The organism is Janthinobacterium sp. SUN211 (assembly GCF_030587315.1).
Lineage (GTDB): Bacteria > Pseudomonadota > Gammaproteobacteria > Burkholderiales > Burkholderiaceae_D > Janthinobacterium > Janthinobacterium kumbetense.
Window position 1 is genome coordinate 262,961 of the sequence record NZ_JAPWIC010000005.1, and the last position, 24,498, is coordinate 287,458.

Sequence of the window (24,498 nt, forward strand, 5' to 3'; positions counted from 1 at the left end):
TATCGTCCGCCACCTGGCGCCTGTCAATCAGCGCGGGCTGACGATCAGGCGCCAGCGGATCGGCCCCTGCTCGCTGTTGTGCTGATGGTGATTTTGCGGCGGCATGACGTGGCCTTCCGTGGAGACGATTTCGTGCGCGCAGCCGTCGCAGCGGTAGATGCCCGAATACGGCACGGCGTCGCCCGGTGACGTCAGTTCATCGAAACGCGGGTGCATGGAGCGGGCCACATAGCTGGGGTTCTTGTAGTCGGCCATGGATTCCTCGGGAAGTGGGCAGGCCCCATTCTGGCACACAATCGCGCGTGGGCTTGACCGCGTGTCTTGGCGCGCGCGCCGCCCTGTGTTGTAATGTTGATCATCCCGATTGAACACGCCAGGCCATGAGAACCCGCATCAAGATTTGCTGTATCGCTTCCATCGACGAAGCGCAACTGGCCATTGCCGCCGGCGCCGACGCGCTGGGCCTGGTGGCGGCCATGCCGTCCGGCCCTGGCCCGATTCCCGATGCGCGCATCGCGCAAATCGCCGCCTGGACGCCGCCGCCCGTGGCCACGTTCCTGCTGACGTCCGAGACGACGGCGCCAGCCATCGCCGAGCACGTGCGCGCCACGCAGCCGTCCACCGTGCAGATCGTCGGGCATATCGACCCGGGCGAGGTGGCCGAACTGGCGCGCTTGCTGCCGCACGTGCGGCGCGTGCAGGTGATCCACGTGGAGGGGCCCGAGGCTTTGGCGCTGATCCCCGCCTATGCGCCCCACGTCCATGCGTTTTTGCTCGACTCGGGCCGTCCCGGCGCTGCCGTGCCTGAACTGGGCGGCACGGGCCGTACGCACGACTGGTCTGTCAGCGCGCGCTTCGTGCGCGCCAGCCCCCGTCCCGTCTTCCTGGCCGGCGGGCTGGACGCCACCAACGTAGCCGATGCGCTGCGCCAGGTACGCCCCTACGGCATCGACCTGTGCTCGCGCGTGCGCACGGACGGCAAGCTCGATGTCATGAAGCTGGCCTTGCTGATGGCGGCCGTGCGCGACGCGGATGCGGCGCTGTATGCGGAAGGCTAATCGGCCGGCAGCTTGGCCATCTCGCGCACGAATGCTTCCGTGAACGCGGCCACCATGCCGCTGGCCGCGCGCGGCGAGATCAATCCCACGATGGAATGCGATTCCTCGTCCGGCAGGGCGATAAAACGCACGCCGGGCGGCGCCACCAGGCGCATGCTGTCCGGGACGATGGCGATGCCCATGTTCGCTTCGATCAGGTTCAGCTGTGAAGTCTTGCGCGACAGGGCGCGCGCCGCCTTCGGGAAGAATCCCTGCGCCAGGCACAGGCCCGCCACCAGGTAGCTGAGGCCTCCCCGGTCCTTGTGCGGGATCGAGACGAAGGCTTCGTCGCGCAGGGCGGCGATCGTCGTGCGTTCCAGCGCGGCCAATGGCGACATCGCTGACACGGCCACCACCAGCTTTTCCGCGTACAGTTCGCGTACGACGATGTTGGCGTGCTTGCGCAGGGTGGGCAGGCGCACGAGGCCCAGGTCGGCGCGGCCTTCCTCGATGTCTGCCGCCTGGTTTTCCGACGATCCCTTGGAGATATCCAGCGAAACGCCGGGGAACTGCGCCAGCAGGCGGTTCAGTACGGCGCCGATGGCGGGCGTGAGGGTGACGGAACTCGAATGCAGCAGGCGGATGATGCCTTGCGCCCCTTGTCCCACATGGCGCGTCTGGCGCACGGTTTCGTCGATATCTTCGAGGATGCGTTTGGCCCGCTCATAAAAGACCTGTCCCGCAGGCGTCAGTTCGATATGGCGCGCGTCGCGCGTCAGCAGCAGCGCCTGCACCTCGCCCTCCAGCTCCTTGATCTGCCGGCTCAGGGCCGATTGCGCGATATATAATTTTTCCGCCGCGCGCGAGTAGCTGCCCGCATCGACGACTTCGACAAAATAGCGGAACTGTCTGATGGAAATCAATCGTATGCCTTTTTGAGATCGTAGACTGCCTGATTTGATATTAGCCTGGCCCCGGGGTTCGCGTTACAGTGGCCTGGTCTGCTGTCACTGCAAAGGAATGGCCATGCTGGAATTGATCGGGGTGCTGGGACTGCTCGTCAGTATTATTGTAAAACTGATTTTCGTCCAGATCGGCGCGGCGGCCGAGGGCAAGGAAGACTAGTATGCCAGGGTCGCCACATACGGAGCCGCCAAGCTCAAAGGCTGCAGGCGGCAAGCTGGCGCAGCTCCGTCCCATTCCGCCAGCGGCAAGCCCGCGCACTTGAGTGCCGCCTCGCGCGCCGTCCACGCTTGCGCCAGGGCCAAGGGGCGTTGAGCATCGGGCAATGAAGCCAGCTCCTGTGTCACCTGCGGCCCCAGGTAATCGCGCGCCAGATTGCACCAGTCGGCAATAGCCTGCACCCGCATCACGTCAAGGCCGACAGGGCCGTGCAGATGGACGGCGGCCAGCGAGATGCCCTCGTCATGGGTCAATGACAAACCCGCTGGGCGGCCGGCCAGCAGCAGGCGCGGGGCCTGGCCAGGTGTCGACTCCACCGAAATCGCCTCGATGTCCAGCTTCAGCCACTGGGCTAGCGCCTCGCGCACGGCGGCGCGGATGCGCAAGCGGGCCTCGGCGCGCGGCAGCACGGCGGCGATGCCGATCACCAGCACGCCGTTTCCAGACCAGAGCACCGTACGATTCATCGACTGCGATCAGCTGCGCAGCGGCGCGGCCGGGCAGCCCGCCCAGTTGCTGCCGGCGGGGATGTGCTCGCCCTTCATCACCAGGGTCAACGGTCCCAGGCGCGCATTGTCGCCCACCTTGGCGCTGTACAGCACGGAGCTGCGCGGACCCATGTAGACGCGCTGGCCGATGTCCACGTGGTCGATCTTCATCACGCGGTCTTCGAACAGATGCGTTTGCGGGCAGGTGAGGGCGTTCAATTCGCTGTAGTCGCCGATGTGCACGCAGTCGAATTCCGTGATGTCCGTCGTGTCCATGTAGACGCCGCGGCCGATCTTGCAGCCGAACAGGCGGAAGGCAAGAGGCAGCCACGGCGTGCCGCGCAGGTAGCGCATGAAGTTGGGTACGGCGATGCCTTCGTACAGATTCGTCACGCCTTCGGAAATCCACACGAATGGCGTCCACATGGGCGCCGCGTGTTTGCGGTAGCGTCCCAGCAGCAGCCACTTGAACAGCACCACCACCAAAAAATTGCCGATGCCGTAGGCCAGGCCGGCGATGGCCAGGTCGCTGACCACTTCGCCCCAGCGCCCGGCGCCCGCGATCGGCATCACGTCCAGCACCAGGGTATAGCCGACGGCGATCACCACCGCGTGCGGCGCGACGATGCGGAATGCTTCGATCAGGCTGCGGCCCAGGCGGCGCAATAGCGATGGCTTGAACGTCAGGTGCTCGGCAAAGCCGCTGACCTGTTCACGCGCGGGCAGGTGCATGGGCGGGGAGCCCAGCCAGGTGTCGCCGCTGTGCATCTGCTCATTGCATGGCGCATGCGTGTGCACGCCGATCAGCACGTGTTCGGGCAGCACGGTGCCATCCGGGATATAGCTGCCGTTGCCGACGAAGCTGCGGTGCGAGATGACGGTGGGGCGCATGGTCATCCAGCCGCCGTCGATCTGTTCGTCGCCCAGCATGACGGCGTCGGCGATGAAGGTGTCGTCGCCCAGGGTCAGCATGTCGGGCACCACGCCCAGCGCCGTGGAAATCTCGGCGCCCTTGCCCACCTTGGCGCCCAGCAGGCGGTACCAGTACGGCGCGTAGACGGTGGCGTAAATACCGTGCAGCACGTTCAGGCTCGATTCCTGGATATGGCTGACCAGCCACTTGGCGCAATAGATATTGCTGTGCACGGGCGAGCTGCCCGGCTTGAGGCGCGGCAGCGCGCCCCAGCGGATGGCGGCCGACAGCAGGGCCGTGAGCACGATCAGCACGGCGCTGGCGGGGAAGGCCAGCAGGAAGTAGCGGGCCAGCTGGGTCGTCACGTCGCGTCCCTGCAGCCACGGCATCATTTCGCGCTCGTCGAACCAGTCGATCAGCACGAAGCTGGGGAAGACGGGCATGAAGAACAGCACGGCGATGAGGACCATGCCAAAGCAGAAGAACAGGGTTTCGCCCGTCAGGCGCAGGCGCGAGACGGCGGGGCGCGGCGGCTGGCTGGCCACGTCAAACGGGCCGATATCGCGCGCGGGCGAGCCAGTCCAGACCCTGCCGGCAGGTACCGCTGCGCCATCGGCCAGCGCCGATTGTCCCTCCAGGTGGCCAAACGCGCCCACGCTGGTATTGCCTTCCAGGATAGCGTAAGAGCTGATGCAGGCATCGTCGCCGATGCGGATCTGGCCCAGCAACAGGCGGCCCCGCTCGACCCTGGCGTTTTCAAAGTTGACGGCATTGCCCACGCTGACGTTGTCGCCGATGGCCAGCAGGTCAGGCGCGCGCAGGGTCATCGAGCCGATGACAACTTCCTTGCCCACCTTGGCGCCCAGCGCGCGCAGCCACCAGCTGTTCAGGGACGAGCCGCTGAGCAGGTAGGCGGGCGCCGATTCGACCAGGCGGTCTGCCAGCCACCAGCGGTAGTAGGTGACGCCCCACAGCGGATAGCTGCCCGGCTTCAGGCGCCCGGCGATCAGCCACTTGCCGGCAATCGCAATGGCAAATTCGGCCAGCGTCGCCAGCAGGAATACGCCGATCGAGGCAGCGATGGCGCGCGGCACCGTATCGCCCGTGTCGCCCGTGAAGAAGTGGTAAGTGAAGAAGGGCGCCATCCACTGCGCCATGCGCAGGGTGACGAGGCCAGGCACGGCCGCCGCCTGCGCGGCGCCGCACAGCCAGCGCTTCCAGGTCGATGGCGGCGTCCATTCCGCTTCCGGGGTGGCCAGCGCAGGCGCTTCACCCAGCACGGCGGCGATCTTGCCGATCTGCCGGTTCTGGTAAATGTCGCGCACCGTCATGTGGGCGTAGGCCGGATCGGCGCGCAGGGCGGATGCGAGGCGCGCAGCCAGGAAGGAATGGCCACCGAGGTCGCTGAAAAAATCCAGCTGGCGCAAGATCGCCTGGCCAGGAAACAGCTTGGCCAGCGCCGCGAACAGGGCCGCTTCGGCCGGCGTTTCCGGCACGTCCGATTCGCCCGCCTCGCCTGCGGGCGGCGTGGCCAATGGCATGGCCTTTAATGCTTTCCGGTCGATCTTGCCGGAAGTGAGGCGCGGCATCAGCGGCAGCAATTCAAAGCGGCCCGGCACCATATACGGCGGCAAATGCAGGTTCAGGGCAGTGCGCAGGGTTTTCGCCGCCAGGGCGTCCTCGGGCGCCTCGTCGCTGCCGACGATATACGCCACCAGCTGGTCGATGCCGTCGTCCTTGCGCAGCAATACTGCCACCGTGCCCACGCCCGCCTGCTGCGCCAGCACGGCTTCGATCTCGCCCAGCTCCACGCGGAAGCCGCGAATTTTCACCTGGTCGTCGGCGCGGCCCAGGCACAGCACCTGGCCGTCCGCATCGATGCGCGCCAGGTCACCCGTGCGGTACAGGCGCGCGTCATCGTCGCTGGTCGCCCAGGGATTGGGCAGGAATTTTTCCACCGTCAGGTCGGGCCGGCCCAGGTAACCCTCGGCCAGGCCGGGGCCGATGATGCACAATTCTCCCGTCTCGCCGCGAGGCAGCAGGGCCAGGGGACGGTTTTCTCCCGCTTCGGCCACCTGCAGCACCAGCAAGCCATAGTTGGGCAGCGGCGTGCCGATGGTGACCGGTTCGCCGGGCCGCAGGCGCGCCAGGCTGCACGAGACGGTGGCCTCCGTAGGGCCATAGGTGTTGAACATGGCGCGGCCCGGACGCGACCAGCGTTCGACCAGCGACTCCGGGCACATCTCGCCGCCCAGGTTGATCAGGCGCAGGCTCGGTACTTCCTCGGCGAACAGGGCCAGCAGGGTCGGCACCGCGTGCAGAACGGTGACCTTGTTCTCTGCCAGGGCGCGGGGCAAGGCTTCCGGGTCGCCCGAGATATCCTTGGGTCCCAGCCACAGGGTGGCGCCCACCAGGTAGGCGATCCAGATTTCCTCGAATGACATGTCGAAGGCGACGGAAAAGCCCTGGTAGACGGTGTCGTCCTGCGTCACTTCCAGCACGGCGTTTTCGCTGCGCAGGAAGTGGCAGATGCTGCGTTGATTGATCAGGATACCCTTCGGTTTTCCCGTGGAGCCGGACGTGTAGATCACGTACGCCGGGTGTTCAGGCAGCACGGCGCCGCGCGCGGGCAGCACTTCGCCCGGCGCGGCGGGCGCCAGCAGGCTTTCCGCCGTCCACACGGGGCGGCCCACGCTGGCCTCCGCCAGGCGTGGCGCGAAATGCGCGCAGCTGACGACGCCGGCGCCATTGGCGTCATCGAGGCACACTTGCAGGCGCTCGACGGGCGTGTCTTCATCGACGGGCAGCCAGGCGGCGCCCGCCTTGGCGATGGCCGCCTGCATCAGCAGCAAATGGGCGCCGCGCGGCAGCCACAGGCCCACGATGTCGCCCGGCTTGACGCCGGCCGCCACCAGGCGCGACGCCGCCAGGCCCGCCTGGGCATCGAGCTCCGCATACGTGATGCGGCGCGCGCCATCGATCAGGGCGATTTGCTGCGGGCAGCGGCGGGCCGTCGCTTCCAGCAGGTCGGCCAGCACTTCCTCGCGCAGCAGATCCGGTCGCGGCGGGCCGTACAGGATGTCGGCATGGGTGGAAGGGGTGCCTGGGCTGGCTGCGGTGAAATCGTTCATGGATGACGCTTATCTGTAATGCGGTGTGAGGAATCTGACGGGCTGCGCGTGGTACGCAGCACAGTTGATACATTACAGCACGCAAGACATTTCAGCGTTGCAGAACGGGGAATTTTGCGGGGCTTTCCGAAATAATGTGCTTGTCGGCTCAACTGCCATGATTACGGAATGTAAAACGGGGAAACATGGCGCCGATTTGCGCTACCGTGCGCGCCGCCGGATAGCCGTGCAGGGGGCGCCCGGACAGCGCCGCATCCGCGCAGCCTTCGGCGCGGAATTGCTGCAGCACGTAGTTATCGACGCCTTTGGCGGCTAGGGTGGCGGCCAGGGCCAGCAGCTGCTCGTCCGGCAGCAGGTCCGGATGGGTGGTGGTGCGGCATTCGTAGGCGACGCCGCTGGCGAGGATGGCGTCCAGGCAGGCGCGCGCCGGGTCGCCGCTGTCGGCCACGCGGGTCACATGTCGATAGTCGGCAAACGGCGCCTTGATGTCGAAACCCACCCAGTCGACCAGGGGCAGCACTTCCTGCAGGCGCTGCGGATAGATGCAGGCCGTGTGCAGGCCGATGCCGAAACCCAGTTCCCTGACGTCTTGCATGGCCCGCCCCAGCGCCCGATCCATGCACGCCTCGCCGCCGCTGAAGACGACGGCGTCGACCAGGCCCGTTCTGCGGCGCAGCCAGGTCAGGACGTCTTGCCACGGCATGGCGCCTTCCGGCGTGCGCGCCTGCAGGTGCGGATTGTGGCAATAGCCGCAACGCCAGGGACAGCCCTGCACGAACACCACCGCCGCCAGCTTGCCGGGATAGTCGGTGGCGGAAAAGGGCGTCAGGCCGCCCACCTTCAATTCAGCCGCCATGGCAGGCGGGCTGGCCAACCCGGGCGCTCGCTTCCGTAAAATACTGGCGCTCGTGGAATTCGCCCTGCTTGCCGATGTTGAACGAGGCGACGGGGCGGTGGTAGCCCATCACGCGGGTCCAGATTTCGCAGCGCTGGCGTTCCGTATCGAGCAGGGTGATGGCGGGAGTGAAGTCGGGACGTGCATTCATGGCGTTTCCTTGAGTGGGTGAGCAAGATCGGATTGTTTGCGGGCGATCAGTTCCGCATCGCAGGTGGGGCAGAATTCATGCTTGCCGGCCAGGTAGCCGTGGCGCGGGCAGATGGAAAACGTGGGCGTGACGGTGATGTAGGGCAGCGAAAAGCGGCTCAGCGCGCGTTTCACCAGTTCGCGGCAGGCGTTCGCGTCGGACAGTGCTTCCGTCATGTACAGGTGCAGCACCGTGCCGCCCGTGTATTTGCGCTGCAGCACATCCTGTAATTCCAGCGCCTCGAACGGGTCGTCCGTGTGGCCCACGGGCAGCTGCGACGAGTTCGTGTAGTACGGGTTGTCGGCGGTGCCCGCCTGCAGGATGGCGGGAAAGCGCTTGCGGTCTTCGCGGGCGAAACGGTACGTCGTGCCTTCGGCTGGCGTCGCTTCCAGGTTGTACATATGGCCCGTCTCTTCCTGGAAGGCCACCATGCGGGCGCGCACGTGGTCGAGCAGGCGTACGGCCAGCGCGTGGCCTTCTGGCGTCGTGATGTCCCAGGCGTCGCCGCTGAAATTGCGGATCATCTCGTTGATGCCGTTCACGCCCAGGGTGGAAAAGTGATTGCGCAGGGTGCCCAGATAGCGTTTCGTGTAGGGGAACAGGCCTTGCTGCATCAATTCCTCGATGGTGCGGCGCTTGATTTCCAGGCTGGTCTTGCCCAGCTCCAGCAGGCGGTCCAGGTCGGCCATCAGGGCTGGCTCGTCGCCGCGCCACAGGTGGCCCAGGCGCGCGCAGTTGATCGTCACCACGCCCAGGGAACCCGTCTGCTCGGCGGAACCGAACAGGCCATTGCCCCGTTTCAGCAGTTCGCGCAAGTCCAGTTGCAATCGGCAGCACATGGAGCGGATCATGTTCGGCTTGAGTTCCGAATTGATGAAATTCTGGAAGTAGGGCAGGCCGTAGCGGGCCGTCATTTCGAACAGACGTTCGGCATTCTCGCTATGCCAGTCGAAATCCTCGGTGATGTTATAGGTGGGAATGGGGAAGGTGAAGACCCGGCCCTTGGCGTCGCCCGCCATCATGATCTCGATGTAGGCGCGGTTGATCATGTCCATCTCGGCCTGCAGCTCGCCATAGCTGAAGTCCATCTCCTGGCCGGCGATGACGGGAATCTGCTCGCGCAGGTCGTCCGGGCAGACCCAGTCGAAGGTGAGGTTGGTGAACGGCGTCTGTGTGCCCCAGCGCGAGGGAACGTTGAGGTTGAAGATCAGTTCCTGCATGTACTGGCGCACGTCTTCGTAGCGCAGGCTGTCCTTGCGGATGTAGGGCGCCATATAGGTGTCGAAGGAGCTGAACGCCTGCGCGCCGGCCCACTCGTTTTGCAGCGTGCCGAGAAAATTGACGATCTGGCCGATGGCGCTCGACATGTGTTTCGGCGGACCGGACTCGATCTTGCCCGGCACGCCATTCAAGCCTTCGTGCAGCAGGGTGCGCAGCGACCAGCCGGCGCAATAGCCGGCCAGCATGTCGAGGTCGTGGATGTGCAGCGCCGCTTCGCGGTGCGCCGCGCCCACTTCCGGCGGATAGACCTGGTCCAGCCAGTAGTTGGCGATGACCTTGCCCGACACATTGAGTATCAGGCCGCCCAGCGAGTAACCCTGGTTGGCGTTGGCGTTGACACGCCAGTCGCGCCGGTCCAGGTATTCATTGATGGACGCGGCGACATCGACCTGGCCGCGTGTGGGGGAAACTGCATTCGTCGTCATGAAACCTCCAATAAACACAACATGCGGTGTTTTTATGGAGATTAATCACTAAATATAGTGGCGTCAAAGGGCGCGTGCAGTGGCATGACGAATCCTTGATGCAGGTGAAAAAAGCGCCCCGTTTACTTTTTCGCGCGGCCCTGGCGCAGGATGAAGGCGCTCGCGGCAAAGTAGGCGGCGCCGCAGACGGCGATGCTGAGGACGGAGGCGGGCAGCACGTGCGCCCAGATTTCCCGCGCCGAGAAGGTGCTCCAGCTGGCCACGCGCGCGTCGAACGTGACGTAGTTCGCCAGCAGCCAGTAGACGGCCAGCAGTCCCGTGCAGATGGCGGCCTGGCGCGTCACGGGCATGGCGCGGCGCGCGAAGACGGCTTGCAGGAACAGCAGCAGCACGCCCGGATACGCGCCCAGCACTTCGGGCGACAGCACGGAGAGCGCCTCGGCGTCGTAGCCTTCCGTGGGGGCGGCCCACTGCACCTGCAGCACGGTGAGGAACAGGGTGAGCAGGAAGATCAGCAGCGGTTTGCGGGGCATGGCGGGCAATCGAAGAGGGAGAAAAGGAGGGCATTTTACAGCCAGGTCAAGCAAGTTGAACGCGCGCCAGCCATGCATGCATTCCTTCACCTGCGTCAAGGACTGGGCAGCCTGGGCGGGGCTATAGTCTGCACCCTGAGCCGATACAGGACTGTGAACACCATGATGCTTGAATCAACCACCGCCACCCGCGTGGCCGGACCGCTGGAACTGGTCTGCCCCGCCGGCAGCCTGCCAGCCTTGAAAGCGGCCATCGACAATGGCGCCGACACCGTTTATCTGGGTTTTCGCGATGCCACCAATGCGCGCAATTTCGCCGGCCTCAATTTCGACGAGAAGGCCATCGCCGAGGGCGTGCGCTACGCCCACCAATATGGACGCAAGGTGCTGCTGGCGCTGAACACCTATCCGCAGCCGCACAACTGGGCCGTGTGGCGCAGCGCCATCGACCGCGCCGCCGATGCCGGCATCGACGCCATGATCGTGGCCGATCCGGGCCTGATGGCGTATGCGGCCCAGCACCAGCCGCAGCTGCGCCTGCACCTGTCCGTGCAAGGTTCGGCCACCAACTACGAAGCCATCAATTTTTACCATGAACACTTTGGCATCGCCCGCGCCGTGCTGCCGCGCGTGCTGTCGATGGCGCAGGTGGAGCAACTGATCGCCAAGACGGAAGTCGAGATCGAGGTGTTCGGCTTCGGCAGCCTGTGCGTGATGGTCGAAGGGCGCTGCGCACTGTCGTCGTATGCGACGGGCGAGGCGCCGAACACCCACGGCGTGTGCTCGCCGGCGAAATCCGTGCGCTGGCTGGAAACGCCGAACGGGCTCGAATCGCGCCTGAACGGTGTGCTGATCGACCGCTATGCGCCCGGCGAAAACGCCAGCTATCCCACCCTGTGCAAGGGGCGTTTCGAAGTCAACGACGAAGAGTATTACGCCATCGAGGAACCGGCCAGCCTGAACACCTTGGCGCTGCTGCCGCAACTGATCGCCATGGGCGTGCGCGCCGTGAAGATCGAAGGGCGCCAGCGCAGCCCCGCGTACGTGGCACAGGTCACGCGTGTGTGGCGCGAAGCGATCGACGCCTGCCGCGAAGGCAATGCGCGCTACGCCGTCAAGCCGGGCTGGATGGCGGCCATGGACAAGCTGGCCGAAGGCCAGCAGCACACCTTGGGCGCTTACCACAGATCTTGGAAATAGAGGATGAACATGCTGAAGCTTTCACTGGGCCCTTTGCTGTACTACTGGCCGTGCGCCACCGTCTTCGAGTTTTACCAGCAGATCGCCGGCACCGCCGTCGATATCGTCTACCTGGGTGAAACCGTCTGCTCGCGCCGGCATGAGGTGCGTCTGGCCGACTGGCTCGATATCGCGGACATGCTGGCCGCCGCCGGCAAGGAAGTGGTGCTGTCGACGCAGGCGCTGATCGAGGCGGGCGCGGAACTGGCGACCCTGCGCCGCATCACGGGCAATGGCCGCTACGGCGTCGAGGCCAACGACATGGGCGCCGTGCACTGCATGGAAAAGGGCACGTCCTTCGTCGCCGGTCCCCATTTGAACCTGTTCAATGGCCCCAGCCTGCAATTGCTGGCGCGCCTGGGCGCGCGGCGCTGGGTGATGCCGCTGGAAATGGGGCAGACGGCGCTGGCCGAGATGCAGCGCCAGAAACCGGAAGGACTGGAGACGGAAGTCTTTGCCTACGGCCGCATGCCGCTGGCGTTTTCCGCGCGCTGCTTCACGGCGCGCAACCGCAACCTGCCGAAGGACGATTGCGGCTACAGCTGCCTGGAAGAGCCGGACGGCCTGTTGCTGCGCACGCGCGACGAAGTGCCCTTCCTCGTACTGAATGGCACGCAGACGCAGTCGGCGCTCGTCTACAACCTGGTGCGCGAACTCGACGCCATGCGCGACATGGGCGTGGCGGTGGCGCGCATCAGCCCGCAGGCCATGCATACGGAACAAGTCATCGCCATCTTCGACCGCGCCCGCCGCGGCCAGGTCAGCGGCATCGGCGCCCAGGCCCAACTGGCGGCCTGCCAGCCGGCCGGCGCCTGCGACGGCTACTGGCACGGCCAGCCCGGCATGGAACAGCACGCCGCCCATTGAACGCCTCGAAAGGAAGCACCATGCAAGATCAACTGGAAAGATTGCCTGTCCCGGCGCCGGTACCCGCCCGTCCCGGCATGAGCAAGCCCGCAGTGTCGTACCGGCTGCCGGAACCGCTGGCCGAATTGCTGTCCAAGCTGCCCCCGTATCCCGCCTCGTGGCTGTTCGTGCAGGGCTTGAATCGCCTGCTGGCGCCGCAATTGCCCGACGACGTGCGGCGCAGCCTGGAAGGGCGCAGTTTGCGCTTGCGGCTGCTGGACGCGGGCATCGCCTTCGATTTCGAGTGGCAGGGCACGGTGTTCGTGGCGGAGCGCTATGCGGACGTGCCGGACCTGTGCATCGCCGCCAGCGTGCATGATTTGATGCTGCTGGCGCGGCGCCAGGAAGATCCGGACACGCTGTTCTTCAGCCGCCGTTTGAGCCTGGAAGGCGACACGGAACTGGGCTTGTTGTTCAAGAATACGCTCGATGCCATTGAGTTGCCGCCATTCGACCTGCAGGCGCTGGGGCCGCGCCGCGTGTTGGCGCATCTGCGCGACCGGGGCGCGCGCGAAGGCTGAGCGAAGAAAGGGAGGGCGGGCGCTCAGTGGCGCTCAGTGGCGGCAGTGGCCGCAGGCGCCGCTGCACGAGGCCAGCTGTTCTTCATCCGTCGCCTCGCCCATGAAGCCGGCGTCATTGACGGCGGCCAGCAGGCGTTCCTGCGTGGCCAGCCGTTCGTCGAACTGCACCGTGGCGCCGTGGCGCGCCAGCGAGACGCACACGGTGGCCACGCCCGTGACGGCTTCGAGCGCGCCCGTCAGCCTGTCGGCGCAGCCTTCATGATCCATTCCGATAATATTCAAGCGTGCTGTCTGCATGGGTTCCTCTTGTTTTTCAGATAAAAAAACAGCGTAGGCGAGCCATGCGCATGCCGTCCAGAGCAGCACGCAAGATTTATTTTGTATTTGCGGTTTTATTGATCTGGATTAATCCCCAGCCCTGCGGGTCACCTTGAAAGTGCTGTTGTTTTGTACACAGTTGCCGTATTCCAGTCGACAAGCGTGCCCTGCTGCGCGATACTGTCATTCTGATAAGAACGCTATGACAGCGCTGGAAAGGAGGGGCCATGCAGCGCCGCCCTCTGTCAAGCTTGCCGCCCTGTGGCCATTGGGCGCGGCCGCCGGCGCGGTGCCGCCGCTGCCGCTCGTGTATCCGCGCCACCAGGCGCTCTATGATCCGCAGCAAGGCTATGTGACGGCCTTGCTGCAACAGGCGCTGGCCCGTTCGGGCCAGGCCTATGCCTTGCGCCGCTCCGAACTGCGCATGGTGCAGACGCGCGCGATGCAGGAAATCGCCACGGCGTCGGGCGGTGTCAACGTCGTCTGGGCCATGACGAGCCGCGCGCGCGAAACGCAATTGTTGCCGGTGCGCATCCCCATCGACCGCGGCCTGATCGGCTGGCGCGTGGCCCTGATCCAGGCCCGCCAGCCGCAGATGCTGCGCGGCGTGCGCAGCATCGCCGCCCTGGCGCGACTGTCGGCCGGCCAGATGCGCGACTGGCCCGACTCCGCCATCCTGCAGGCGAATGGCTTGCGCCTCGATACCTCGAGTACCTACGAAGGCCTGTTCCAGCAACTGGCGGCAGGGCGCATCGATTACTTTCCCCGTTCCGTAATCGAGGCGCAAAGCGAACTGGCCAGCCATGCGCACTTGCCGCTGGCGCTCGACGCCTACCTGGTCATCCGCTACCCGGCCGCGCTGTACTTCTTTGTCGGCAAGCACCGGCCGGAACTGGCACGCCACATTGAAAGGGGATTGGAAAGCATGCTTGCCGATGGCAGTTTCGCGCAGCTGTTCCAGCGCCATTTCGGCCGCCTCGCGGATGGCTTGCAGCTGTCCCGGCGCCACGTGCTGGAGCTGGCCAATCCCGACTTGCCGGAGGAGACGCCGCTGGCGCGCAAGGCACTTTGGTACCGTCCCAAACATTACTAATAATCTTATTGATCAATGTCAAACAGCGGCTTCAATCGTGCGCCCGATGTTTGATGAAGCGCAAAGCGAGTTCAACAGAACACCTGTTGACACTTATTAAATTTTCGCCGAACATAATTCCACGTTGCAACTTTTTCCCAGTACAAGCGCTTGCCGCAGGAGTCGTGCGGGAGCCGTGCGCCCGTTCCACAGCCAGCTGCCGCCAGCCGCCGAACGCGCTGTCCCCTTGTCACCATCCGTTATCTTTTCGAAGGTTCGTCCATGCTCGATTCGATCACGTCCGTATTGCACCAGGTGCCGGAACTGGCCCTGTTCCTGGCGCTGGCGCTCGGTTACGCGGTAGGGCAGATACGCTTCGGCCCCATCCAGCTGGGCGGCGTGTGCGGCACCCTGGTCGCCGCGCTGCTGATCGGCCAGCTGGGCATCACCCTGGACGCCAGCGTCAAGAATGTCTTCTTCATGCTGTTCATCTTTGCCCTCGGCTATGCGGGCGGCCCCCAGTTCTTTGCCAACCTGAATGCCAAGGGCTTGCGCCTGGGCCTGCTGTGCCTGATCGAAGTGGTGGTGGTGCTGGCGCTGGTGCTGCTGGCCACGCGCTTCCTGGGCCTGGACCAGGGCACGGCGGCCGGCATGATGGCGGGCGCGGCGACGGAGTCGGCCGTCGTCGGCACGGCCACGGATGCCATCTCGAAGCTGGCGCTGCCGGCCGCCCGCATCGCCGAGCTGCAGGCCAACGTCGTCACCGCGTATTCCATCACGTACATTTTCGGCCTGATCGCCATCGTCATCGTCACCAGCCAGATTTTTCCGCTGTTGCTGCGTGTCAATTTGCGCGAAGAAGCCGATAAGTTGTGGGAAAAGATGGGCGGCGCGCAGACCGACGGCGATGGCGTGCAAGCTACGCCGGAGATGGTGGGGCGCGCCTACCGCATCAGCCGCGGCGCGGGACGCCGCCTCGACGCCTTGCAGCATATCTTTGCGGGCCGCGCCAGCATTACGCGCGTGCGCCGCCATGGCAAGGTCTTGCCCTTGGAACCGGCATTGCGCTTGCGCAATAACGACGAAGTGCTGGTGATCGGCCACCGTCCCGCGTTGGTGGCGGCCGAAGCCATCCTGGGCGAGGAATTTGCCGACACGACGGGCTTGAACATGGCCGTCTCCGCCGTCGAAGTGGTGCTGCAGCAAGCCGCGCTGGCGGGCCAGCCCTTGCGCCAGCTGGCCTTGCCCTCCGGCGTGCACGTGGCGGCCGTTGTGCGTGGCGAGCACAGCATGCCGCCCTTGCCGGATCTGGCCCTGCAGCGCGATGACGTGCTGCGCCTGTATGGCACGACGGAAGGGCGCGAGCTGAACACGGCGCTGGCCGCCATCGGCAAGCGCGTGCCCACGGGCGACCGCAGCAATATCGTCTACGCCAGCATCGGCATCGTGCTGGGCGTGTATATCGGCGGCTTTTCCGCCAAGCTGGGCGGCATCCCGTTTTCGCTGGGCACGGGCGGCGGCGCCTTGCTGACGGGCCTCGTGTTCGGCTGGTACCAGGCGCGCAAGCCGGGCATGCAGGGTATCCCCTCCAGCGCGCTCGACATGATGAAGGATATCGGTCTGGCCACCTTCATCGCCTGCGTGGGCCTGGCGTCGGGGCCGCAGGCGATCGATCTGATCCGCCAGTACGGCCTGTCCTTGCCGCTGATGGGGGTATTGATCGCCGTCATCCCCGCCTCGCTGTCGCTGCTGGTAGGCCACTTTTTCCTCAAGCTGGAAGCGCCCGTGCTGCTGGGCGCCATCGCCGGCCAGCAGTGCAGCACGCCGGCCCTGTCGGCCGTGCAGAATGCGGCCGGCAATTCCACGCCCTTGCTGGGCTACACGATTACCTATGCCATCTCGAACGTGGTGCTGCCCCTGCTGGGGCCGCTGATCGTGGCCCTGGCAGGGTCGGTGCACGCATGAGCAGCAAGCAAGGGCAAACGCAGTAAAGAATTCCTTCAACACGAAAGGCGGTCCGCATGGAATGGTTGCATGAGTTATTCAAGAAGTCGCCTGAAATTGCCTTGTTTCTCTCCCTGGCAGTGGGTTACTACATCGGCAAGATCAAGTTCGGCTCGTTTCAGCTGGGCGGGGTCGCCGGTTCACTCCTGGTGGCGGTGCTCGTCAGCCAGGTTGGCGTCGCCATCGATCCCGGCGTGAAATCGGTGCTGTTCGCGCTGTTCATTTACGCCGTCGGCTATGAAAGCGGGCCGCAATTCTTCAATTCCCTGGGCCGCCAGTCGGTGCGTGAAATCATCCTGGCCGTCGTGCTGGCCGTGACGGCGCTGCTGACGGTGGTCATCCTGGCCAAGGTCTTTGGCTTGGACAAGGGCCTGGCGGCCGGCGTGGCGGCGGGCGGCTTGACGCAGTCGGCCATCATCGGCACGGCCGGCGACGCGATCACCAAGCTGGGCCTGGCGGCCGACGAAGTGGCGCGCCTGCAGGGCAACGTGGCCGTCGGCTATGCCGTGACGTATGTGTTCGGCTCGTTTGGCGCCATCATCGTCTGCGTCAATATCTTGCCGAAGCTCATGGGGCGCACCATCCGCGAAGATGCGATCAAGGCGGAAACGGCGCTGCAGGCGGGCGTGCAAGTGCTGGGGCCGGGCCAGACGCCGGCTGCGCCCGACCTCATCGGCCGCATCTACGATGTGGGTCCGGGCGCCGGACGCTCCGTGGCGGACATCGAAAGCGCCCATCCGAGCACGGCCATCACCATCGAACGCGTGAAACGCAATGGCCAGATCATCGACGTCAGCCCGGACCTGGTGCTGGCGGCCGACGATATCGTGCTGCTGGTGGGCCGCCGCGAAGCCATGCTCAGCGTGTCTTCCCAGCTGGGCAAGGAATTGCTGGCCGTCGAAGGCATGGAACTGGTGATGCAGCGCCGCGACATGGTGCTGACCAACAAGGCTTACCACAACAAGACGGTGGGCGAAATCCGCAGCGCCACGGCGCCGGGTGTGCGCCACGGCATCTTTGTCGTGCAACTGAGCCGCATGGGCAAGATTCTGCCCATGCAAGCGGAAACCGTCGTGCAGACGGGCGACGTGGTGACCATCTATGGCGCCGAGCAGGATGTCAAGCGCGTGGCGGCCGAAGTGGGCTACATGATCGTGCCGAGCGCCAAGACGGACTTCGTCTACATGGGCGCCGGCCTCGTCGTCGGGCTGCTCGTGGGCTTGCTGGTGGCGCGCATCGGCTCGATTCCGCTGACCCTGGGCAGCGGCGGCGGCGTGCTGCTGTCGGGCCTGGTATTCGGCTGGTTCCGCGCGAAGCGCCAGACGTTTGGCTACATGCCCAGCGGCGCCGTGCAAATCCTGAAAGACCTGGGCCTGGCCGGCTTCGTTGCCGTCGTCGGCCTCACGTCCGGCCTGCAAGCTGTGCAAACCGTGCGCGAACACGGTCTGACCCTGTTTGGCGTGGGCGTGGTGGTGACCATTCTGCCGATGATCTTGACCATGCTGATCGGCCGCTACATCTTGCGTTATGACAACGTCGCCATCTTCGCGGGCGCCTTGTCCGGTTCGCGCAGCGCCAATCCTGCGTTCGGCGAAGTGCTGAACGCGGCGCAAAACTCGATTCCCACCGTACCGTTTGCCATTACGTATGCCCTGGCCAACGTTTTCCTGACCTTGCTGGGGCCGCTGATTGTGGCCTTTGTCTGAGTCGGGCGTATTTGCAGGACCTAAGCCGCCTGTGCGGGGCTTTTCCCATATTGTCAGTTGATAAGGAGTCGTTGAAATGGATTTCAGTAACCCAAGCAAACTCGCGCTGTTGAGCCCCTTCGAATTGAAGGATGCGCTGATCCAGACGGCCAAGCAAAGCAACCGTCTGATGCTCAATGCGGGCCGCGGCAACCCGAATTTCCTGGCCACCACGCCGCGCCATGGCTTCTTCCAGTTCGGCCAGTTCGCCATGACGGAAGCGGAACGTTCCTATGTGTACATGGATGATGTGGGCGGCTTCCCCACGCGCGACGGCATCGAGGCGCGCTTTGAAATCTTCGTGCGCAAGCATGAAGGCAACCCCGGCGTGCATTTCATCGAGGCAGCCATGTCGTATGTGCGCGACCAGCTGGGCCTGGACGCGGGCGACTTCATCTACGAGATGTGCGAAGCCATTCTCGGCTGCAACTATCCCGTGCCGGACCGCATGCTGCGCCTGTCCGAGAAAATCGTCGGCCAGTATATCCACCGCGAAATGATCGGCGACCATCCGTTCGTCGGCAACTTCGACATGTACGCCGTCGAAGGCGGCACGGCGGCCATGACGTATCTGTTCGCCAGCCTGAAATCGAACCACATCATCCAGGAAGGCGACACGATTGCCCTGGGCATGCCGATCTTCACGCCGTACATCGAGATTCCCCAGCTCAATGATTACAAGCTGAACACAGTGCATATTGATGCGCCGCAATCGAACAATTGGCAATTCACAAAGAAAGAGCTGGACAAGCTGCTGGACCCGAAAGTCAAGGCCTTCTTCCTCGTCAACCCCAGCAATCCGCCGTCCGTCAAGATCGACGATGACACGCTGGAATACATCGCCAAGATCATCAAGAAGCGCCCGGACCTGATCATCCTGACCGATGACGTGTACGGCACGTTTGCCGACAATTTCGTTTCGCTGTTCGCCATGTGTCCGTACAACACCATCCTCGTGTATTCGTTCTCGAAATACTTCGGCGCGACGGGCTGGCGCATGGGCGTGGTGGCCACGCATGAGAAAAATGTACTCGACGACAAGATTGCCAAGTTGCCGGAAACCATCAAGAAGCAGCTCGATGCGCGCTATCACTCGATCACGACGGAGCCGCGCGAGCTGAAATTCATCGACCGCCTGGTAGCCGACAGCCGCACGGTGGCGCTGAACCATACGGCCGGCCTGTCCACGCCCGTGCAGGCGCAGATGACCTTGTTCTCCCTGTTCTCGCTGATGGATGAAGAGCAAAAGTACAAGCAGTCGATGAAACGTATCGTGCTGCGCCGCAAGGAAGCGCTGTACCGCGAACTGGGCTTGCCGATGGTGCACGACGCCAATTCCGTGCGCTACTACCACCTGCTGGACATGGAGTCCCTGGCCGCGCAGATGCATGGTGTGGAGTTTTCGCAGTGGCTGCTGAAAAAGCTCAAACCGAACGAAGCGCTGTTCCGCCTGGCCGATGAAACGGGCGTCATCCTGTTGCCGGGCCGCGGCTTCGGCACCACGCACCCGTCGGGCCGCGTGTCGTTGGCCAACCTGAACGAATACGACTACGCCAACATCGGCCGCGCCATCCGCAACATGGCGTCCGAGTTCTTTGCCGTATTTGAAAAGGAAAAAGAGAAGGGCGGCAAGAAGGCGAAGAAGTAATTCGCCGGGTAGCTGCTTGAGCTCAACGGGCGCCCCGCAAGAGGCGCCCGTTTTTGCGTATCCGCCGCAGTAAGCAATAGTGCAGGCTGGAATAGACATCCGTAGATATAATTGCTATTGTGAAAGTATAAACATGGCAACCCCGTGCTTTCCCCTCATTCATTGACTGGACGCTACATGGGCAGATTGCAAGGACACATATCATTATTGCTGGCGGGCGCGCTGGGCGCGGCCATGCCCGCCCTGGCGCAGTTGCCGGCCGGCGCGCCGCTGACATTCAACGAAGCGCTGCAGCAGGCGGCCCAGGCTTCGGGCGCCGTGCAGGGCGCCGCGCTCGACGTGCGCGCCAAAACCCTCAAGGCGGAGGCGCTGTCGAATATCGATGGTCCTTCCGTGGACTTGACGGCGTTTCGCGGCCGTTTGTCGACGGATTTGAGCATCGACACGAGCGGCTTGTCCGGCGTGGTGGGCGGCATCGAATCCGTGCTGCCGCCGATTCCCGGCTTGCCCACGCCGCATATTCCCAACTCCCTGAACCGCGAAGTGGTGACGGACCTGACCTCGTTCGGCTTGCTGGGCATGTGGCCCATCTACACGGGCGGGCGCCTGGACGCCGTCAAGGGGCTCGCATCGAGCCTGACCCTGGCCGCGCAGGCCGAGCGCACGGAAGCGGAAGAGCAACTGGCCACCCTGGTGGCGCAGCGCTATTTTCAGTTGCTGCTGGCCAAGAGAGTGGTGGCCGTGCGGGCCGAAGTGACGGCCGGCGTGACGCAGCACCAGCGCGATGCGGCCAAGCTGGAAAAGGGCGGCCTGATTTCGCGCGCGGAACGCTTGCGCGCCGACGTGGCCCTGGACAGCGCCCGCAGCGACGAAGCGCAGGCGCGCAGCGACGAGGAAATCGCCCAGGTGGCGCTTGATCGTTTGCTCGCCGTCAATACGCAAGTGCGCCCCAGCACGCCGCTGTTCGTCAATAGCTTGCCGGTCGGCACCTTGCAATCGTTCATCAGCACGGGCATGCGCGAAAATGCGAACTGGAAAAAGATCGACAGCAAGCGCGTGCAGGCCGAGCAAGCCTTGAAGCTGCATGGCAAGGAATACGCACCTACCGTGTTTGCCATCGGTAACTACAATTTGAACCGCGGCAATGAAAAGCTCGTGCGCTCGAACTGGGCCGTCGGCCTGGTCGTGTCCGTACCCCTCGTGCACCGCATCAATACGGGCAAGATGATCGCCGCCGCCAAGCTGGACCAGGAGCGGGTGGAAGTGGTGGCGCGCCAGGCCGAGCGCGACATTCCGACCTTGATCGAAAAGAATTGGCGCGCGTTGGAAAACGCCCGTATCCAGTATCTGTCCACGGCTTCGTCGGTGGAGCTGGCGCGCGAAAATATCCGCCTGCAAACCGTGGCTTTCCAGCAAGGACAAGTGACGTCGCTGGAAGTGGTCGACGCGCGCCTGAACCTGGCGAAGGTGGAAACGCAGCGCGCGCAGACGGCCTATAACTATGTGATGGGGCTGGCGCAATTGCTGGAAGCGACGGGCGAGACGCAGCGCCTGGGCAGCCTGGCCGCCGCGGCCGATATCCAATTACCTGTGGACAAATAATAATGAGCACCTCCAAAAAACCCTTGGCCATAGTCGCCGCCGTCATTGTCCTGGCCTTCGTGGGCTGGGGCTTGTACCAGGCCTTCCAGCCGCAGCGCCTGCCCTTGCAGGGACAGATGGATGCGCAGGAAGTCAATGTCTCGTCGAAAGTGCCGGGCCGGGTGGGCGAGCTGTACGTCAAGCTGGGCCAGACCGTGCCGAAAGGTGAGCTGCTGTTCCAGCTGACGAGCCCGGAAGTGGATGCGAAGATCGCGCAAGCGACGGCCGCCACGCAAGCGGCCGAAGCCGTGGCGCACAAGGCGCAAGCGGGAGCGCGTCCGGAAGAAATTGCGGCCGCGAAAGCGAACTGGGAGCGGGCGCAAACGGGGGCCAGCATCGCCAAGACCACCTATACCCGCGTCAACAATATGTTCGAGCAAGGCGTGATTGCCCAGCAGAAACGTGACGAGGCGCAAGCGCAATGGCGCGCCGCCGACCAGCTTGCCCAAGCGGCCCGCGCCCAGTTTGATATGGCGCAAAAGGGCGCCCGTCCCGAAGACAAGACGGCCGCCGCCGCCCAGGCGCGCCAGGTGGGCGCCGTACTGACGGAAGCGCAGATCGCGCTGGCCGAGACGAAGATCGCCGCGCCGGTGGCTGGCCAGGTCAGCAAGATCCAGATCCAGCCGGGCGAACTGGCGCCACAAGGTTTCCCCGTGATTACGCTGGTGAACCTCGATGACGCCTGGGCCGTGCTGCAAGTGCGCGAAGATGAAATGGCGGCGTTTTCCATGGGCAGCACGCACACGGCGAACGTGCCGGCCTTGAAACAGCAACTGAGCTTCAAGGTCAGCTCGGTTGCCGTGCTGCCGGACTTCGCCACGTGGCGCGCGGCCCGTCCGGGCGGCACGGATTTGCGCACGTTTGAAATCCGTTTGCGTCCCGCCATCAAGGTCGAAGGCTTGCGTCCGGGCATGTCGGTCGTGTTCCCGCCGCTCTGATAGCCGATGAGCGAGATTGACAAAGAGCAGCCGGCGGCGCTGGCACGCGAGTGGCGGCGGCTGCGCGGCGACTTCTGGGACTTCGGCATGCTCAGCTGGATTCCTGTCGTGCTGTGCGGCATGCTGTGGCTGGTGTTTTCCGCCGGCATCGCGCGCGACTTGCCCATCGTCGTCATCGATAACGACAATTCCACCCTGTCGCGCCAGCTCACGCGCTGGCTCGACGCTTCGCCCGGCATCGATGTGGCGGCGAAAGTGGCGTCCAGCGACGAAGCCCTGCATCGCTTGCGCGAACGCACGGCGTTCGGCTATCTGCTGATCCCGAACGATTTCGAGCAGAAACTGCTGGGCGGCCGGCAAGCCACCGTGCAATGGCTGTACAACGCGCAGTTTTCCTCGCACGCGGGCGCCTTGCTGCGCGACGTGCGCACGGTCAGCACGACCTTGTCGGCCGGCATCGAGATGACGGCGCGGGTGAAAAAGGGTATGTCGGGCGTGCAGGCGGCGGCTCAGTTCGAACCGATACGCACGACCTTGAACAGTTTGTATAACGAAAACATCAGCTATGAAGCATTTTTAACGTTGGCGCTGATGCCGGCCATGCTGCAGATTTTCATCGTCGTCGCCGTCGTCACGAGTATCGGACGCGAGTTGCGCGACGGCACGGTGCCGCAATGGCTGGCCTCGGCCCATGGCAGCTGGCTGCGTGCCGTGGGCGCCAAGCTGCTGTTTCCCCTCGTCGCCTACTGTGCGCTGGCGCTGCTGTACTTGCTGTTCTTCAGCCTGGCGCGGGATTGGGCCGTGGCGGGCAGCTTGCCGGCATTGCTGGTGAGCATGCTGTTGCTGGTGCTCGCGTATTGCGGCCTGGCCACCTTGCTGATCGCCGCCACCCTGTCCCTGCGCCTGGCGCTGTCGGGCGCGGCCTTCATCACGGCGCCCGCGTTCGCGTTTGCGGGCCAGGCTTTTCCCTTGATGGCCATGCCGGCGCCAGCGCGCGCCTGGGCGGAAGCCTTGCCGCTCACGCATTACTTGCAATTGCAAACGAAATACTGGCTGGCCGGCGCGCCGTGGCGCTATGGCGTGCAGGAAATGCTGATACTGGCCGGCATCGCCATCGGCTGCGGCGCCGTGGGCGTGTTCCTGCTGGCGCGCCGCGCGAATGCGCCTGCGGCCTGGGGGCGCACATGATCTGGCCGGCCTTTGTCGCCACCTGGCGCGCCATGCTGACGGACAAGGGCGCGCTGACCTTGCTGTTTATCGGCGGTATCATCTATTCATTCTTCTATCCGCTGCCGTATTCGACGGAAATCGTCCAGCGCGTGCCCGTGGCCGTCGTCGACCAGGACCGCAGCGCCATGTCGCGCCAGTTGACGCGCTTTGCCATGGCCCACCCGTCGCTGGACGTGGTCGCCGTCACGCCGGACTTGCCCGTCGCGCAAGATTTATTATGGCGCGACCAGATCATGGGCGTATTGATCATTCCCGATGGTTTGCAGACGGACGTGCTGGCCGGCCGCGCCGCCCACGCGCAAGTGGCGGGCAATGGCTTGTATTTGATGCTGAACAAGGTGGCCCTGAACGGGCTGGCCGAAGTGGTGGGCACGGTGTCGGCCGGTATTGAGCTCAAGCGTTTGGGCGCGGGCACGCCGTCCACCATCCAGGCCAGCCAGCAGCGCTCGCCCATCGCCTTCGACGCCGTGCCCCTGTTTAACGTCAAGGAAGGCTATGGCGCCTATGTCGTGCCGGGAGTGGCTACTCTCATTGTGCAGCAGACTTTGCTGATCGGCATGACCATGCTGTTCGGCACCTGGTACCAGCGCAAGGCCTTCCCCGTGGCAGGCAAGCGCACGGTGGGTGGGTATATGGGCATGCTGCTGGCGTTTGCCTGCGTGGCGTTTTTGAATTGCTGCTATTTCTTCGGCTTTGTCTTCTGGTTCCAGGATTACCCCCGTGGCGGCAACTTTGGCGGCATGCTCTTGCTGCTGGTGCTGTTCTCGCTGTGTGAGGCGGCCTTCGGCATGTTGCTGGGCATGCTGTTCCGCACGCGCGAGCGGGGTACGCAGCTGATGATCGCCACCTCGATGCCCGTGCTGTTCCTCGCGGGCCTGACCTGGCCCGTGTCGTCCATGCCCGTCGTGCTGCAATGGCTGCGCTGGCTGCTGCCGTCCACGGCCGGCATCCAGGGCTTTGTTGCGCTTAATCAAATGGGCGCCTCGCTGTATGAAATTCGCCATGAAGTGGCCGGGCTGCTGGCCTTGCTGGTCGCTTGCGTGGCGCTGGGCTGGCGGCGCTGGCGCGGGATGGAGGAGACTGTTGTCGATTTGAACAAGGCGTAACTGGGCCGATATGCAATAATTTCGTTTCCACATTAAATAACAACGCCTGACAAAA

At 64.5% G+C, this 24,498-nt stretch carries 21 protein-coding genes; 12 read left to right on the forward strand and 9 right to left on the reverse strand.

The features are described 5' to 3' along the window. Window positions 1-27 precede the first annotated feature (27 nt). Window positions 28-255 (reverse strand): protein L, encoded by a 228-nt coding sequence (locus tag O3301_RS18540; RefSeq protein WP_099664633.1) that lies wholly within the window; start codon window positions 253-255, stop codon window positions 28-30. A 125-nt stretch (window positions 256-380) separates the two neighbouring features. On the opposite strand from O3301_RS18540, the gene O3301_RS18545 reads away from it, so the two are divergent. Then, window positions 381-1,058 (forward strand): phosphoribosylanthranilate isomerase, encoded by a 678-nt coding sequence (locus O3301_RS18545; protein ID WP_305057104.1) that lies wholly within the window; start codon window positions 381-383, stop codon window positions 1,056-1,058. Here the strand turns inward: O3301_RS18545 and O3301_RS18550 are convergent. The 7 genes from O3301_RS18550 to O3301_RS18580 form a co-directional block, all read right to left on the reverse strand. After that, the gene (locus O3301_RS18550) at window positions 1,055-1,960 is read right to left on the reverse strand and encodes a LysR family transcriptional regulator (RefSeq protein ID WP_305057105.1); all 906 of its coding nucleotides are present in this window, start codon (window positions 1,958-1,960) and stop codon (window positions 1,055-1,057) included. The two genes, O3301_RS18545 and O3301_RS18550, sit on opposite strands and share 4 nt — an antisense overlap. A gap of 198 nt (window positions 1,961-2,158) precedes the next feature. Then, window positions 2,159-2,674, reverse strand: coding sequence for a 4'-phosphopantetheinyl transferase superfamily protein (locus O3301_RS18555; protein WP_305057106.1), 516 nt, complete (start codon window positions 2,672-2,674; stop codon window positions 2,159-2,161). A 21-nt stretch (window positions 2,675-2,695) separates the two neighbouring features. Next, the gene (locus O3301_RS18560) at window positions 2,696-6,751 is read right to left on the reverse strand and encodes a Pls/PosA family non-ribosomal peptide synthetase (RefSeq protein WP_305057107.1); all 4,056 of its coding nucleotides are present in this window, start codon (window positions 6,749-6,751) and stop codon (window positions 2,696-2,698) included. A gap of 148 nt (window positions 6,752-6,899) precedes the next feature. Continuing rightward, complete coding sequence (locus O3301_RS18565) at window positions 6,900-7,607, reverse strand: anaerobic ribonucleoside-triphosphate reductase activating protein (RefSeq protein ID WP_305057108.1); 708 nt, start codon at window positions 7,605-7,607, stop codon at window positions 6,900-6,902. Further along, entirely contained in the window at window positions 7,597-7,797 is a 201-nt protein-coding gene (gene nrdD / locus O3301_RS18570; protein ID WP_092712624.1) for an anaerobic ribonucleoside-triphosphate reductase, read from the reverse strand. The genes O3301_RS18565 and nrdD overlap by 11 nt, the downstream gene beginning before the upstream one ends. After that, on the reverse strand, window positions 7,794-9,542 hold the full coding sequence (locus O3301_RS18575) for a ribonucleoside triphosphate reductase (RefSeq protein ID WP_289915923.1): 1,749 nt from the start codon (window positions 9,540-9,542) through the stop codon (window positions 7,794-7,796). Before O3301_RS18575 ends, nrdD begins: the two co-directional genes overlap by 4 nt. Before the next feature lie 122 nt (window positions 9,543-9,664). Beyond that, window positions 9,665-10,075 carry a hypothetical protein gene (locus O3301_RS18580; RefSeq protein WP_305057109.1) on the reverse strand — a complete coding sequence of 137 codons (411 nt, stop codon included), beginning with the start codon at window positions 10,073-10,075 and terminating at the stop codon, window positions 9,665-9,667. A 165-nt stretch (window positions 10,076-10,240) separates the two neighbouring features. Between O3301_RS18580 and O3301_RS18585 the strand changes: the two genes are divergently transcribed. The 3 genes from O3301_RS18585 to O3301_RS18595 are packed head-to-tail and all read left to right on the forward strand — an operon-like array spanning window position 10,241 to window position 12,741. Beyond that, complete coding sequence (locus O3301_RS18585) at window positions 10,241-11,275, forward strand: peptidase U32 family protein (RefSeq protein WP_289916171.1); 1,035 nt, start codon at window positions 10,241-10,243, stop codon at window positions 11,273-11,275. Window positions 11,276-11,284: 9 nt separating this feature from the next. Further along, on the forward strand, window positions 11,285-12,181 hold the full coding sequence (locus tag O3301_RS18590; RefSeq protein ID WP_305057110.1) for a U32 family peptidase: 897 nt from the start codon (window positions 11,285-11,287) through the stop codon (window positions 12,179-12,181). A gap of 20 nt (window positions 12,182-12,201) precedes the next feature. After that, complete coding sequence (locus O3301_RS18595; RefSeq protein ID WP_289899053.1) at window positions 12,202-12,741, forward strand: SCP2 domain-containing protein; 540 nt, start codon at window positions 12,202-12,204, stop codon at window positions 12,739-12,741. Between the two features lie 33 nt (window positions 12,742-12,774). Here O3301_RS18595 and O3301_RS18600 read toward each other — a convergent pair whose 3' ends face one another. Beyond that, a complete protein-coding gene (locus tag O3301_RS18600) occupies window positions 12,775-13,038 on the reverse strand; it encodes a heavy-metal-associated domain-containing protein (RefSeq protein ID WP_077402408.1) in 264 nt (87 codons plus the stop codon). 223 nt (window positions 13,039-13,261) lie between these two features. Here O3301_RS18600 and O3301_RS18605 point away from each other — a divergent pair, with 223 nt between their 5' ends. The 8 genes from O3301_RS18605 to O3301_RS18640 all read left to right on the forward strand — a co-directional run bounded on the left by O3301_RS18605 (window position 13,262) and on the right by O3301_RS18640 (window position 24,443). Next, entirely contained in the window at window positions 13,262-14,152 is an 891-nt protein-coding gene (locus tag O3301_RS18605) for an ABC transporter substrate-binding protein (protein ID WP_305057111.1), read from the forward strand. A 261-nt stretch (window positions 14,153-14,413) separates the two neighbouring features. Next, window positions 14,414-16,096 carry an aspartate-alanine antiporter gene (gene aspT, locus O3301_RS18610; RefSeq protein WP_305057112.1) on the forward strand — a complete coding sequence of 561 codons (1,683 nt, stop codon included), beginning with the start codon at window positions 14,414-14,416 and terminating at the stop codon, window positions 16,094-16,096. Window positions 16,097-16,152: 56 nt separating this feature from the next. Beyond that, window positions 16,153-17,841, forward strand: a complete 1,689-nt coding sequence (gene aspT, locus O3301_RS18615) for an aspartate-alanine antiporter (RefSeq protein ID WP_099664622.1) — start codon at window positions 16,153-16,155, stop codon at window positions 17,839-17,841. A 76-nt stretch (window positions 17,842-17,917) separates the two neighbouring features. Beyond that, a complete protein-coding gene (locus O3301_RS18620; protein WP_305057113.1) occupies window positions 17,918-19,528 on the forward strand; it encodes a bifunctional aspartate transaminase/aspartate 4-decarboxylase in 1,611 nt (536 codons plus the stop codon). 177 nt (window positions 19,529-19,705) lie between these two features. Beyond that, the gene (locus O3301_RS18625; RefSeq protein WP_305057114.1) at window positions 19,706-21,130 is read left to right on the forward strand and encodes a TolC family protein; all 1,425 of its coding nucleotides are present in this window, start codon (window positions 19,706-19,708) and stop codon (window positions 21,128-21,130) included. Window positions 21,131-21,132: 2 nt separating this feature from the next. Beyond that, a complete protein-coding gene (locus O3301_RS18630; protein WP_289899049.1) occupies window positions 21,133-22,107 on the forward strand; it encodes an HlyD family secretion protein in 975 nt (324 codons plus the stop codon). Window positions 22,108-22,113: 6 nt separating this feature from the next. Further along, window positions 22,114-23,295, forward strand: coding sequence for an ABC transporter permease (locus O3301_RS18635; protein ID WP_305057115.1), 1,182 nt, complete (start codon window positions 22,114-22,116; stop codon window positions 23,293-23,295). Next, on the forward strand, window positions 23,292-24,443 hold the full coding sequence (locus O3301_RS18640; protein WP_305057116.1) for an ABC transporter permease: 1,152 nt from the start codon (window positions 23,292-23,294) through the stop codon (window positions 24,441-24,443). Before O3301_RS18635 ends, O3301_RS18640 begins: the two co-directional genes overlap by 4 nt. Window positions 24,444-24,498: the final 55 nt, after the last annotated feature.